Origin of the sequence: Dolichospermum flos-aquae CCAP 1403/13F, from assembly GCF_012516395.1 — a bacterium.
Lineage (GTDB): Bacteria > Cyanobacteriota > Cyanobacteriia > Cyanobacteriales > Nostocaceae > Dolichospermum > Dolichospermum lemmermannii.
The window spans coordinates 4,081,313-4,095,352 of record NZ_CP051206.1; the positions used below are offsets into that span (position 1 = coordinate 4,081,313).

Here is a 14,040-nt window from a genome sequence, read left to right on the forward strand (position 1 = left end):
AATTAAAAGTTACTGATACCCAAGGTGAAAATTTTATCTTTACGGTTTGCGTTGCAGCCGTTTTAACTCTTCCTGTAGTTCTAGCACTTGATCGCGGAGATGATTTATGTTATCGCCATTTTCTTTATTTTCTTTTTTCGCCTCTTTCATACTAGGCTCTTCGTCATCATCTATGATATTTATCCGACGAGGTTCGGAAGGGGGTGTTTTTTCAGGCGTTTGTCCAGAGGTTGGTTGCTGTTGAGCTTGCTTCATCATATCTTCAACGAAGCGACGAGCCTCTTCTGTGTTCATCTCGCCTTTAGCCACCATTTCATCTGCTAATTTTTGGACTTGCGATCGCAGTTCGGCTAATTTTCCGCCAGCTTTTTCGCCAGCGTAAGAAGCTAACCCAACTCCGAGATAAAAAGCTTTTTGTACAATATCTCCAAAACCAGGCATTGCTGCTGAAAGCTCCTACAAATAAGGCGACCCGGAGACTACGCCTACCACAAGCATCCCTTATTGCTGCTACCTTCCGGTCCTGACAAGATTTGGGCGTTGAAGTTGCATAGATCCAGGTCTTTCATCATCATAACACTAAAATTCAAAATTTGTGTACTATTCCACAACAATTCGCCATTCAAATAATTGGTAGCTGACACAATCGTTCTGTACCAAGGGATCAGCCAATACTATTGCTTGTGCTTCATCCATTGATGCCGCCTCAAATAACATCATTCCACCACCCTTTTGCGCCCAATAACCTGTTTTAGCTTTGTGTCCTTTAGTAATCAACTCTTGAACATAGGCTCTGTGAGCGGGTACATATTGGTCAAAGGTGGGTTTATCAAGCTTACCAGTTTCAATTTTAACAAACCAAGGCATATTTCAGATCGGGATTTTTAGATTAGCAATGTTTCATTTAGTCTAAAATATCATGATTTGTTATCGTATTCCCGCTAATTCATATATTTTTGTGATTTATGTAATATTTCAGAACAAACCGCTATCTGTTTACACATCTATACTGTATACTTAGTTAGTAAAAGTTAAGAATAAAATGAGTCTAAAAACAGACAACTAGTAAATAAAAAACTCATATACAAGAAATGCACTGTGGAAATCGAGCAGGAACATTTAATTGTATGAAGATTATTTACTTGTTGCCAGAGGTAAACAGGAAATTTCGCATTGGCTTTTTTCCTTGTTGCCAAACTGATTAAATCAATGTCACCAGGATATCATCATGCCTAGCAAATTAAATCTCGATAGCAACGAAACTCTCAAACAAGGTGCGAAAGGACAAAAAGTTCAACAACTACAAGAAATCTTAAAAGCACTCAATCTAGATCCAGGAATAATAGATGGTGATTTTGGCAATAATACTGTCAAAGCCGTTAAACAATTTCAAAGTCAAAAAGGGCTTGAAGCAGATGGTGTAGTCGGAAAAAATACTCAAAATGCTTTAAATAATGCTCTTGGACAAGCAACAACAAGCGCAGCATCATCTATATCATCTCCAACTTTAAACACCCCTACAAAAGGTTTTGGTGGGATAACTGGAAAACTACCACTTCCAGGTGTTCCTCTCATCAAAGAATTTGAAGGTTGTTATTTAAATGCTTATCGAGATCCTCTCAGTGGTAATTTACCTATCACTATTGGTTGGGGTACTACTAAAAAAAGAGATGGTAGTAACTGGGAATTAGGTGAAAGCATCACTCAACAAGAAGCAGATGATTTGTTGATGCTTCAGCTAGAGAATAGCTATCTACCACCTCTGCAAAAAATTCCGGTTTGGAATGAGTTAAACGCCAATCAACAAGGTGCTTTATTAAGCTTTGGTTATAACTTGGGTGCTAGTTTTTATGGTAATTCCAATTTCTCAAGTATAACCAGAGTTTTGAGAGATAAAAAGTGGGATGAAATTGAAGAAACTTTTCTAAAATACAGAAATCCTGGTAGCAATGTAGAAGCAGGATTGAAACGGAGAAGACAAGCAGAAGCTAAACTATTTTTAACTCCTGTTTAGTTAATAATTCAATCCTTGCAAAGAGGTTTAACGAAACCTCTTTACATGACAAGAATCCTATTTAATTACCATTGGGATGCTGAATAATTGTCTCTACTACTCGTCGTTTTGCCTTTGTATCAATAGACTGGGAAACACTAAAATTAAGGAGATTACCATGAAAAAGCTGCATAAATTACTAATGACCAGCACCGTCATAGTTTCTATATTTGGGTGCAATATTCACAGCATTCTAGCACAAAATAGTCCAGAATTTAAAGCGATAGATTCTATAAAAGATAAAAATATCTTAATTGCTCAATCTCAACCTAGTATTAATAATACGGTTCAATTTGCCGTTAATGCAATCCACAAACTTAGACAACAAGGAAAGATTAATCTTCGTCGAGAAGGTAATTACACTTTTGGTGATATTAAGATAGAGATAGATAATGTAAAATCGGAGTTGCTGAATCAAAACCTTAATGATTTCTATAATAATGACTATACTGCCACAAATTTTTGCTAACGGGTGGTTTAGTTTCCTAGCTTTTTTCAATGCGATTTACGGTGCATCTAAAACCCAAGAGCTCATAGTAAAAGCCAGAAGTCAATTAAACATAAAAGACCCATTACAAGCTGAAAAACAACTCCTTAATCATTTTTAGTGCGATCGCCGATATTATAAACTACAATAAAAATACTTAAACAAAGGGCTAAAAATGGTCAAATCAACTTTGTACACGACAGCAAAAGTCCTACCAGGAAATAGAATTGAAATTCAAGCTCCATATCTGACTGTAGGACAAACTGTTGAGGTAGTTATTTTGGTTCAAGAAGTTAGTTCTCATTCTTCTACCACCGAAGATATCTCTCCATCCTTAAAACAGCGTCTTGCTTTTCTGAAGTTACCAATGACTGAACGTAGGAATATTCTCGAAAGTCAAGCTGATATAATGCTCTCTCACTATCAACAAGATTCTGAATGGCAAGAGTTAATGGCAGGTGACATCATTGACTATTAACCCTGATCTGCCAAAACGTGGAGAAATTTGGTTGGTCAACTTTGATCCTACTGTTGGTGCAGAAATCAAAAAAGTGCGTCCTGCTGTCGTCATCAGTTCGGATTCAGTAGGAAAGCTTCCTATCAAGCTTATTGCTCCTATTACAGACTGGAAAACATATTTTTCATCAAATTTCTGGCACGTTAAAATTGAACCTAACAGTATCAATAGATTGAATAAAGATTCTGCAATTGATACTCTCCAACTAAGGGGAGCGGATTTACAAAGGTTTATTCGTAAATTAGGGAGCGTTTCTGAAATTACAATGCTGGAAATTATAGCTTCCATTGCTACTGTAATCGAATTTGAGGTCTAACAAATCATTGCACCCGACCGTGTGTTAGATAACTTGTAATCATCTAAATGTAGTGTAATGTGAGCGATGCCTGCGGCGGGCGTAGCGATCGCTTCTCCTTTAATTCTGAATGAGTTTCCTGGAAAAGCACAACTTATAGGTATTTTATTAATCTGTTTTGGTGCATATTTTTAAATTTAAACCCCAAGGAAAATAATTATCTCGCACCGTTAAAATCTTTGATGACTACCCAATCTTCTCGATTAATGTTAATAGTATTGGAACGAGGGGTCAGCCTATCGCCTTAACATAAGTCTTGTTGTTCTCGAAGAGCAAAAAGCTGTTAACTGGGTAGGAAGCCTATACTTACCCGCAAGGGAAGTGTAGGTAGTTCACGCTAAAAACGCATCCCTTCTTCCAGTGAGAGAAAAAATAAACCAAAAACAGTCGGTTTTAACCGACTTTAACTTTAAGACAGGGAATTTACTCCCTGGCTGACTACCAAGCCCCAAAAATGCTAGTGTAGAAGGTGAAAATCAATTTGTGATTTCTTTGTGTTTTCCCGTAACTACCCCGCTGTATTCCTGAGTTTTGCTGTTTTACTATCCTTAACAGCCTGTGCTAACAGTCAATCTGCTAAAAACCTAGAACAATCATTAGCGGCTGACCCTCAGTTGCAAAATAATCCTGTTCCCTTTGGCAAATCTCAGAGTCAGCAAATAACACCAAACCCCAACACATCAACAATTAAATTACCGGCTGATTTTCCCGCAGATATACCCATTTATCCCAACGCCAAACTAGAGGAAATTACACCAGCTAATTCGGAAAATAAAATATCAATTCGGTGGCAAAGTGCAGATCCTAGTAATATAATCACCAGCTTTTACCGCCAGCAATTTCAGGCTAAAAACTGGCAAATTGTCCAACAGCCTCAAGATGATGTAGATGGGACTTTTTCCGCCAAACGCAATGATCTACTCATCAATGTCACAATTAAACCACAAACAGTTACCAAAGCTGAACCCAATCAACCGCAAACTGCTACTAAATTAGTAATTGAATATTCATCTAATTCTAAGGACACATCAACTAACCCAGTTACACCAGCAGATAATTCTGAATTTATAGGTCCAGTATTACCTAATAGCAATAATAGCAACGTAGTCACTCAGCCAACCCTACAGCCAACCACCCAACCGGAAACCTTAACAACTCAGGAATTCACTGATATTCAAAAAGCACCTCCAGAATGGCGAACTGCTGGCAGCAGCGCTTCGCTATCGCACATTCAAGATTTAGCTACATTGGGTGTATTATCCATCGAACCGAAAACAACCGAATTTCTCCCTGATCAAATTATCACCCGTCGGGAATATGCCCGCTGGTTAGTTGCAGCTAATAATGCCATGTATGCGAATAATCCAGCCAAACAAATCCGGTTAGCATCCCCCAGCACTCAACCAGCTTTTAGAGACATCTTAACCAAAGATCCTGATTTTCCAGTCATTCAAGGATTAGCCGAAGCTGGTTTAATTCCCAGTGCTTTATCTGGAGATGCCACAGCCGTTTTATTCCGTCCTGATGCACCCTTGACGCGAGAACAATTAATTTTATGGAAAGTTCCTTTAGATACTCGCCAAGCCTTACCCGCAGCCAATTTGGAAGCCGTTAAACAAACTTGGGGTTTTCAAGATGCAGGTAACATTGAACCGAAAGCATTAAAAGCAGTTTTAGCAGACTTCCAAAATGCTGAACAATCAAATATTCGCCGAGTTTTTGGTTATACAACCTTATTTCAACCCAAGAAACCTGTAACTCGTGCTGAAGCTAGTGCAGCTTTATGGTATTTCGGTACTCAAGGCGAAGGAATATCAGCAACAGAAGCTTTAAAATTAAGAAGTTGAATTTTATTTTAGATCAAATAAACATTCGACAGGCCGAATAGCCTGTCATATTTACTTGCTAATTCTTGACTTTACTTTTCGGGTGTAGCTGTTGGTGTAGCTGTTGGTTTAGTCGTTGGTGTGGCTGTTGGTTTAGCCGTTGGTTTAACCGTTGGTGTAGCTGTTGGTTTAGTCGTTGGTTTAACCGTTGGTTTAGCCGTTGGTTTAGCCGTTGGTTTAGCTGTTGGTTTAACTGTTGGTGTAGCCGTTGGTTTAACCGTTGGTGTAGCTGTTGGTTTAACCGTTGGTGTAGCTGTTGGTTTAACCGTTGGTTTAACTGTAGGTTTAGCCGTTGGTGTAGCTGTTGGTGTAGCTGTTGGTGTTGGTTTATCAATGACGTTCTTAACTTCTTCATTTAGTTTTTGGCGAAGTTGCAAATCAGCAATCCCAGTTTCTGAGAGTTGATGTTTTTTCTGGTACTCCTTTACCAACTCTTCTAACTGGGGACTGTAGAATTGATCACGGGGAAGTAGAGTTTTTGGTTTAAGTACAGTATTCAAATTAGCTTGCAGAATTTCGACTATCTTCGCGGCTTTATCTTGGGTTTTGGGGCCTACTTTCCCGTCCACCTTTAACTTGTAGCCTGTTTGAAATTGATTGATAGCCTTTTTTGTTTCCTCATCAGTCAGAGGATCTTTGGTAACTTTAACGTTATAACCCAACCCCCGTAATACGGATCGGAATTCGTCCGGCGTATAGTTGCGCTGACGGGCTGCAAAAGCTATGTCTGAAGCTACAACACTAGCTGCTACCATACAGATTAAAGCTATAGTTACTCTGGATTTGTCGAAACTACACCACATCATAAAAACTCCTTGGGATTAAATCCTTGATATTAAGAGACTAACAGGTAATTTTGAAGTTTTTTTAACCTCTGGCTTCATAATTAATGATTAATTCTGATTAATTTGACTTTGATTGATTATTAATGGGTATAAGAAAAATTACTATTCGACATCTGCTAATAGTCTCAATTCTGAAAAATCTGTGTTGCTACTTGTTTATACCAACATACTTTAATTTTAGCAATATTTAGTCACTCCTCAACCTACCTAAAACTGGGTTTCAAACTGATGCTACTGTATTTCATAAACCCACAATTTACCACATATAAGAAACCATGAGTAAATTAAAAAATTACCAGCGAAAAAACCTATGGTTTGAAAGAGTAATGGCAATTACCGCCACTGCTAACTTAGTGTTAGTTTTCTTTGATTTAAGTTACGTACCTTGGCGAGATTTTTACTTCCGCAGACTTCCTGAACTAACTCGTTTATACGATTCAACTAAAGGTATTGAACCTCATCGTGATACAAAAAAATATTTAGAAGCAGTAGCTAGATTGGAAGTACAGGTAACTCAAACAGGCTTAATCTCACCGCAAGTCAAAGCCAAATTAGCAGACCTTCGTTTTCTCAGCAAAGAAATGATTGAAACTAATCCTTTTGCCGGTGCGGGGAAAAGTGGAACTCTGGAAAAAATCAAAAACCGAATGCGGGAACGCGTCAGTAAAGAATCTGCAAAAGGTGCATTTAATACTTTTTGGAGTCAAGAGTATTTATCTAAACATGGTTGGAATCAGGAAATAGACTTTTTCAACCAGAAAATTCGTCCGGTAATTGCCAAAAACTATTATCGTAAAATCGGTGAAAATGGGGAATTTTTGAATAACTTTTGGATAATTGATTTACCATTTGTCGTTTTATTTGCTATAGAATTATTAGGACGTACTTTCTTCATCAAACGTAGATATAGTCATTTAAGTTGGTTAGAAGCAATTCTCTGGCGGTGGTATGATCTATTATTAATAATACCAATTTGGCAATGGTTACGAGTCATCCCAGTGACCATAAGACTAGATCAAGCCAAATTAGTTGATTTTTATGTAATTAGACGGCAAATTCATCAAGGTATTCTTGCCAATTTTGCCGAAGAAATTACAGAAATTGTCGTAGTACAAGTAATTAACCAATTTCAAGGTTCAATTCAACGAGGTGAAATTACTCGTTGGTTATTAGAATCAGAAAATGTGCGTTCTTACATAGATATTAATAATATCAATGAAGTCGAAGCAATTACTGGATTGTTAATTAAAACTCTTGTTAATCAAGTATTACCAAAAATCCAACCAGAAGTAAATGCCATTTTGTGCCATAGTATTGAAATCGCTTGTCAGCAATTACCAGGCTATAGTAATATCCGCATGATACCAGGATTAGGTAAAGCCCAAACACAAATTAGTGAACAACTAGCCACCCAAATTACTAATAATATCTATGCTGCTTTAGCTAGTACCATCAAAGATCCCGTTGCTGCAAAACTTTCCACTCAGCTAATAGAAAAATTTACAACTTCATTCACTTCAGAAATTCAGAAAAAACAAGTTTTGCAAGAAATTCAAAGTTTGTTAAATGACTTTTTAGAAGAAGTTAAAATTAACTATATTCAACGTTTATCCCAAGAGGATATAGATAAAATTTTGGAAGAAACTAGAAAAATGCGAACGGAATCATCCAGCAGTTTATCTATTCGTCAATAAAACATTAGCCAATAGATAGATGAAAATTATCAGAATTTTTGCCAACCTGGAATCAATAGGCATCCCAAAGCATTTCTGATAGCTTGCGTGGCGTAGCCATGCAATATTAAGTGTAGGGTGGGCATTGCCCACTAAAACCTGTCTAGATTGGTATTTCCCACCCTAGGTATATTTCAAAAATCAAATAGGATTCCTATAGACATAGTTATCATTCATTAAAACCATGAATAAAATCATAGATGCGGATATTAATCAGATTGATATCAGATTATTTTTGGAAGAGATAACTCCCGCACAAGCAGAAACTTTATGTGGTGGTTATTGTCAATCATCACAGGATGATCAAGATGCGTACATGAATGATATTGCTGAGATTATCAATAATGCCAAAAAACAAACTCAAGGTGTAGATAATAAACGCAGTAATCAGAAGATTAATACCATAGATAAATCCAAAAAAACTTACCTGAATGGAGTAGAGATACCCCGCAAGGGAAAAACCGTAGTTATATCTTTTTGAATTTTAAATGTGGATTTAACAGGCTAATTTAGGTACATCATTGGCTTTATTGAGAATAAATAAACTTTCATCTCCCCCACGGCCAATTCTTAAAGTTTCATCTAAGTAAGTAATATCGAGAGTGGCAATTCTCCCTTGAGGATTATTAGCTACTATAACTTTAAATGGATTTAATTTAGGGGTATTAATACCGACAATTTTTTCAATAGCTAAATAACGTTTATCAAAATAAACATTGATGCGTTTATCTGCTGTATTTGATATATCTATGGCAGGTTCAAAATTAGCTGTTACTTTCACATATCCTGATATTAAACCCAGAGGATGTTGCACTTGAGCTAGATTAAAAAATAGTTTATCGGCAATATTAATTACTTGATAAACTTTACCTATTTGTAATCCCAATGGTAGAGAATCTAAAGAACGGATTTCTCTAGCTGTGGAGTACTGCAGTTGCCAAGCACCATCTAATAAATCCGTAGCATGGAGAAGAGGATGAGGGTTAGGATTGAGACTTTCTAGTTCTGTTGTTAATTGTTCAATTTCCTCAACTAAACTTTTATCAAGCTTTAAATTAGTAAGAGGATAACCATCACTGTTAATTTGATTTTTTTTGATAGTTGCTTGTAATTTCTCTTTCAAAAGTTGATTATTCATGAGATGAAATATTTGTATAAAACTTTTTGTAAATTATTGGCACTGGTACGAGTATATCTTATATTCCCAAATAAATAACCTGGCAGTTATTATCAACTACCAGGCTTTTGATTACTCAAAAATTATGTTATGGAGAAATTACAGAATACCCCAGAAGTGGAGAAAGCCTTGACCAGAAAATAGTTCAATCAAAGCTGCTGCTGAAAAACCAATCATTGCTAAACGACCGTTCCAGATTTCTGCTCCCGGTGTAAAACCCCATTGCCAAGCGTTGCGATCAGTTGCTACGGGTGTGTTAGATGTTTTTGTTGCATTAGTCATGATCAGCACTCCAATTAGGATTTACTAAGCTTTGTTGTCTTATGTAAATAAATATAACATTTTTCTGAAAAAAATAACATTTATTTATATTTTTTTTTGCAACTATGTGTAGATTAGGATCTTATGCTTAAACCACGTGGTCTGGTTCTAAAGCACAGGGATACGCCGAATCCCCCGTTTCTACCTGAATAGTAGAGTGTTGAATCCCGAAATGGTGTTCCAGTTCCTGAGAAACTTCCCATAAAAAAGCATCACCAGGATAGCCTTCTGGCATGACTAAATGAACTGTGAGTGCGGTTTCTGTCGTACTCATAGCCCAGATGTGAAGATCATGAATTTTCAACACCCCAGGACATTCAATTAAGTAATTTTTTACGGCACGGAGTTCAATTCCTGCTGGTACGCCATCAAGTGCCAAATTTACGGAGTCTCGGAGTAAGTGCCACGTCCCAACCACGACAACAGCCACCAGCACTAAGCTAACTAATGGGTCAAGCCACAGCCAATGGGTAAATAAAATCGCAATTCCAGCTACCACAACTCCCAAGGATACCAAGGCATCAGCAGCCATGTGTAAAAATGCTCCCCGAATGTTTAAATCACTTTTGCGTCCTGACATAAACATGAGTGCAGTAGCAGTATTAATGATAATGCCGACCAGGGCAACACCAATAATAGTTTCTCCCGATACTGGACCAGAATCATTAAAGCGGCGAATGGCTTCCCAAGCAATAGCACCCATAGACAAAAGTAAGACCACAGCATTTACTAAAGCAGCCAGAATTGAAGAAGCCCGCAATCCATAGGTATAGCGGTGGCTGGGAGGACGACGGGCAAGGGAACTTGCACCCCACGCCAGGAGAAGTCCCAAAACATCACTCAGGTTGTGACCCGCATCAGCAAACAAAGCCAAGGAATGGGCTAAGTAGCCATAGGTTGCTTCAACAATGACAAATCCTATATTCAGTGCAGTCCCAATGGCAAAAGCCCGGCTAAATGTGGCTGGGGCGTGACTGTGATGGTGTCCATGTTCGTGGTGATGATGATGGTCGTGGTCGTGTGTCATAGTTATAGGTTAGGGGTAAAGAACTAGATAAATACTATGGTTGGTACATTGCTATTGAACCTGATAGCGGTATTTTAGTGCGTTCTACTTAATATCACCGCAAATACTGTACTTCCCAATCTTCAGATATATTGAAAAAAAGAACTCATATAAAGCTAAAATTTAGAATACATGATAATTATAAATTCATAATTAATAACATTCAGTATATGCCTATTATACCTAATTTATTTAATCAATTCTTGAAAACGTTCATCTTCCCGAATAGCATCAAAATCTGAATCAGTTTTTGCCCATTCTCTAACTTTAGGATGCAAATTAATTGCTGTTTTTAGGCTTTCAATTGCTTGTTCAATATTACCTTGCAGGGAATAACTATAAGCTTTATTGTACCAAGCTTCGTGATCATCAGGTTTAAATTCCACAGCTTCGTCGTAGGAAGATATGGCTTCTTCATACCTGCCTAAATTACCTAGGGAAATGCCCCGGTTGTTCCAAGCTTGGTGTTTATCAGGTTTAAATTCCACAGCTTTGTCGTAGGAAGATATGGCTTCTTCATACCTGCCTAAATCATCTAGGGAAATGCCCCGGTTGTACCAAGCATCGTGATAATCAGGTTTAAATTCCACAGCTTTGTCGTAGGAAGATATGGCTTCTTCATACCTGCCTAAATTACGTAGGGAAATGCCCCGGTTGTACCAAGCTTCGTGTTTATCAGGTTTAAATTCCACAGCTTTGTCGTAGGAAGATATGGCTTCTTCATACCTGCCTAAATCATCTAGGGAATAGCCCCGGTTGTTCCAAGCATCGTGAAAATCAGGTTTAAATTCCACAGCTTTGTCGTAGGAAGATATGGCTTCTTCATACCTGCCTAAATTACGTAGGGAAATGCCCCGGTTGTTCCAAGCATCGTGAAAATCAGGTTTAAATTCCACAGCTTTGTCGTAGGAAGATATGGCTTCTTCATACCTGCCTAAATTCTCTAGGGAATAGCCCCGGTTGTTCCAAGCATCGTGAAAATCAGGTTTAAATTCCACAGCTTTGTCGTAGGAAGATATGGCTTCTTCATGATTTTCTCTAACTCTTTGCAAATAACCTAATTCAAAAAATAATTCAGCTTTTTGTTCATTATCTATTTCATGTTCAATAATATCTATAATTTCTAAGATTTTCTGATTTGTTTCTTCATTGGTTAAATTTGCATATTTCTCATAAGTTCCTTCCTGAATAATCCTTGTAGCTTCTTGTTCTAGAGTTTTTGAATCTAAAGGAAAATCAAATAACCCAGAACGCCAATCAAAGAAATCAGGGGCGCGGTGAATAAAATATTTAATTGCAAACTGTGGTAATAAAAATATAAAACAAATATTAAAACTATCTCTAAACCGTTCTCGTTGTTGGTTGATATTAATTAAAAACGGTGGTACACTTTCCCAACTATAATGATGAGTTTGTCGACTATTCCAACCTACTAAAGTTTTGGCTTCTTCGTATTTATAGAATGAAGACTCTAAGCCTGTAATAAATAATATATTGATATTGTTTTTGTTAGGTAATGTATCAACTATTGCATATAAATTCGTCACATCTTTATCTAATTTGATAACTTCTATATTTTGATTATGAATATCTGCTTTCACTTGACTAATTAATTGTTCACCTCCGGCCGGAGAACAACGCACAAATAATATACTAAAGCCGTCTGTAAACTGAAGTGTACGAATAAAGGCTTGATATTCTTCATCTTTTTCTATTGGTAAATCTTGATCCCAATCAGTGAGTTTAAGAGGCATAATTTTAGAGGATTTTTTAATAAAATTGTTATTAATATTACGACTTTAAAAACCTAACCCCTAACCCCTTCCCTACAAGGGAAGGGGAACAAAAATAGGAAATTCACAGCATCTAAACTTTTTCCTGTCCCCTCTCCTCTTAGGAGAGGGTTAGGGAGAGGTCTAACTATCCAGGATATACCAGAAACCTAACCCCTAACCCCTTCCCTAGAAGGGAAGGGGAACAAAAATAGAAAATTCACAGCATCTAAACTTTTTCCTGTCCCCTCTCTTGTTAGGAGAGGGTTAGGGAGAGGTCTAACTATCCAGGATATACCAGAAACCTAACCCCTAACCCCTTCCCTACAAGGGAAGGGGAACAAAAATAGAAAATTCACAGCATCTAAACTTTTTCCTGTCCCCTCTCTTGTTAGGAGAGGGTTAGGGAGAGGTCTAACTATCCAGGATATAATTGATTATAGGCATCCTGAAATGTTGTTATTCCTTTAATTAGAGGATTAATATCATACCAAACTTTACTTCCTCCCTCTGATTCGAGATAGCGATATTCTAAAATACAACGATTAAATAATAAACCCCGATGTAGCTGATCATTAACTATTTCTTTGGAATAATGAACATTTGCCAGATCTTTCCATTCATTCGCATAAATGGTATCTTTATATGTCTTTCGCAATTCGCTAATTGAACGCTGCAAGGCTTTGTCAGTAATAGGTAAAGACGTTGTATATTTGAGTGCTTCCTTCATTAATAATAATAAATTCCGCGCATGACCGCCACTCATTAAACATAACATCTCTAAAGATGATCTGCTTTCAAATAAATCAACAATAGATTTATTAGGATCTACTTTCTTTAGTCGTTTTTGGAGAATTTCAATAACTTTATCAAGTCCTGGTGAAAAAGGCTCATTTTCAGGAGTTTTTACCATAATCATCGGTAAAACTTGGGGAAGTCCATAAATCTCTGTTAATGATGCTGCGCGGTCAGAATAAAGTAAAGAAATTGGGATAGTATAAACTAAATGACAATCTAAATTTTTGAGTTGTTCATTACGGTCTATAAAAATTTCGTCATGATTGCTGCGGTTATCTGTTTTAGTTACAGGGACAATTCTATCTAGGTTATCAGCAATTAATACTAATTCGTGATATCCTGAAGGGAGATTTTTTTTAGCATCTCGAATAAATTCATTTAATGCCGTAGTTAAAGTGGTAGTATGGGGATTAATTAAATCACGAATTTTTCGGCGTTCACTGGGTTCACTTCGGATTTTAGTGGTAATTTTGGCAAATTGTGAAACCTGTGCTTCAATTGATAATTCATCTATAGAAATCTTTGTTTGTAATAAATCTTTTAGATCTTCACATCGTTCTTTTAACCAATTCAATACAGCTTGAGAATCTGTTCTATCTTTAAATGCTGTTAAAATATTGCGAGTGCAAGCTAAAAGAATATCTGTATATTGAACATCCTCTGGATCAATATCTGCTTCATCTGCCGCAAAGTAGACGACAAAAAAACCCTTTTCATCTAAATCTTTTTGTAGTCGTAGTAATTCTGTAGATTTACCTGCACCACGATGACCTGCATACAGTTGACAGGTTTTTCTGTTAGACAATAATATCTCTTTCCCTACCGCTTCCAATATGTCACCATCTCCCCGCACATCGGTACAATCCACATAAGCAGGATCTCCAGCAGGTAAAGGTCGGAATGGGTCAAAAGCGTTATATAACTGTTTTAAGAAGGCAAAATTTGAGGTCATAGTCGTAAATTTCAGCATCTAGGGTTATATTAACGCAAAAACACTGAGATTTATATTTTTATTTGAATACTTACCAGC

At 37.0% G+C, this 14,040-nt stretch carries 15 protein-coding genes and 1 other RNA gene; 7 read left to right on the forward strand and 9 right to left on the reverse strand.

Translation table 11 applies throughout. The annotated features are described in order from the left end of the window. Window positions 1-39: 39 nt before the first annotated feature. The 3 genes from HGD76_RS19645 to HGD76_RS19655 form a co-directional block, all read right to left on the reverse strand. The gene (locus HGD76_RS19645; RefSeq protein ID WP_168696771.1) at window positions 40-441 is read right to left on the reverse strand and encodes a phasin family protein; all 402 of its coding nucleotides are present in this window, start codon (window positions 439-441) and stop codon (window positions 40-42) included. Window positions 442-466: 25 nt separating this feature from the next. Beyond that, window positions 467-563, reverse strand: an RNA gene (gene ffs, locus HGD76_RS19650) — signal recognition particle sRNA small type. 37 nt (window positions 564-600) lie between these two features. After that, entirely contained in the window at window positions 601-867 is a 267-nt protein-coding gene (locus HGD76_RS19655; RefSeq protein ID WP_015079290.1) for a YciI family protein, read from the reverse strand. 361 nt (window positions 868-1,228) lie between these two features. On the opposite strand from HGD76_RS19655, the gene HGD76_RS19660 reads away from it, so the two are divergent. The 5 genes from HGD76_RS19660 to HGD76_RS19680 all read left to right on the forward strand — a co-directional run bounded on the left by HGD76_RS19660 (window position 1,229) and on the right by HGD76_RS19680 (window position 5,259). Continuing rightward, entirely contained in the window at window positions 1,229-2,014 is a 786-nt protein-coding gene (locus HGD76_RS19660) for a glycoside hydrolase family protein (RefSeq protein WP_168696772.1), read from the forward strand. Window positions 2,015-2,195: 181 nt separating this feature from the next. Next, on the forward strand, window positions 2,196-2,522 hold the full coding sequence (locus HGD76_RS19665; protein ID WP_210967662.1) for a hypothetical protein: 327 nt from the start codon (window positions 2,196-2,198) through the stop codon (window positions 2,520-2,522). 193 nt (window positions 2,523-2,715) lie between these two features. Further along, the gene (locus HGD76_RS19670; RefSeq protein WP_168696773.1) at window positions 2,716-3,018 is read left to right on the forward strand and encodes a hypothetical protein; all 303 of its coding nucleotides are present in this window, start codon (window positions 2,716-2,718) and stop codon (window positions 3,016-3,018) included. Next, window positions 2,999-3,373 carry a type II toxin-antitoxin system PemK/MazF family toxin gene (locus tag HGD76_RS19675; protein ID WP_233466937.1) on the forward strand — a complete coding sequence of 125 codons (375 nt, stop codon included), beginning with the start codon at window positions 2,999-3,001 and terminating at the stop codon, window positions 3,371-3,373. Before HGD76_RS19670 ends, HGD76_RS19675 begins: the two co-directional genes overlap by 20 nt. A 533-nt stretch (window positions 3,374-3,906) precedes the next feature. Further along, complete coding sequence (locus HGD76_RS19680) at window positions 3,907-5,259, forward strand: S-layer homology domain-containing protein (protein ID WP_168696775.1); 1,353 nt, start codon at window positions 3,907-3,909, stop codon at window positions 5,257-5,259. A 71-nt stretch (window positions 5,260-5,330) separates the two neighbouring features. Here HGD76_RS19680 and HGD76_RS19685 read toward each other — a convergent pair whose 3' ends face one another. Continuing rightward, window positions 5,331-6,101, reverse strand: a complete 771-nt coding sequence (locus HGD76_RS19685) for a peptidoglycan-binding protein (protein ID WP_168697509.1) — start codon at window positions 6,099-6,101, stop codon at window positions 5,331-5,333. Window positions 6,102-6,418: 317 nt separating this feature from the next. Here HGD76_RS19685 and HGD76_RS19690 point away from each other — a divergent pair, with 317 nt between their 5' ends. Next, entirely contained in the window at window positions 6,419-7,837 is a 1,419-nt protein-coding gene (locus HGD76_RS19690; protein ID WP_168696776.1) for a hypothetical protein, read from the forward strand. Window positions 7,838-8,060: 223 nt separating this feature from the next. After that, window positions 8,061-8,357: a hypothetical protein gene (locus tag HGD76_RS19695; RefSeq protein WP_168696777.1), complete on the forward strand. Its 297-nt coding sequence runs from the start codon at window positions 8,061-8,063 to the stop codon at window positions 8,355-8,357. Window positions 8,358-8,372: 15 nt separating this feature from the next. On the opposite strand, the gene HGD76_RS19700 is transcribed toward HGD76_RS19695, so the two are convergent. The 5 genes from HGD76_RS19700 to HGD76_RS19720 form a co-directional block, all read right to left on the reverse strand. Next, complete coding sequence (locus HGD76_RS19700; protein ID WP_168696778.1) at window positions 8,373-9,014, reverse strand: PAP/fibrillin family protein; 642 nt, start codon at window positions 9,012-9,014, stop codon at window positions 8,373-8,375. A gap of 138 nt (window positions 9,015-9,152) precedes the next feature. After that, on the reverse strand, window positions 9,153-9,335 hold the full coding sequence (locus HGD76_RS19705) for a CAB/ELIP/HLIP family chlorophyll-binding protein (protein ID WP_168696779.1): 183 nt from the start codon (window positions 9,333-9,335) through the stop codon (window positions 9,153-9,155). Between the two features lie 127 nt (window positions 9,336-9,462). Further along, window positions 9,463-10,401 (reverse strand): cation diffusion facilitator family transporter, encoded by a 939-nt coding sequence (locus tag HGD76_RS19710; RefSeq protein WP_168696780.1) that lies wholly within the window; start codon window positions 10,399-10,401, stop codon window positions 9,463-9,465. A gap of 227 nt (window positions 10,402-10,628) precedes the next feature. Then, window positions 10,629-12,194, reverse strand: a complete 1,566-nt coding sequence (locus HGD76_RS19715; protein WP_168696781.1) for a tetratricopeptide repeat protein — start codon at window positions 12,192-12,194, stop codon at window positions 10,629-10,631. A gap of 436 nt (window positions 12,195-12,630) precedes the next feature. Beyond that, a complete protein-coding gene (locus HGD76_RS19720; RefSeq protein WP_168696782.1) occupies window positions 12,631-13,962 on the reverse strand; it encodes a P-loop NTPase fold protein in 1,332 nt (443 codons plus the stop codon). Window positions 13,963-14,040: the final 78 nt, after the last annotated feature.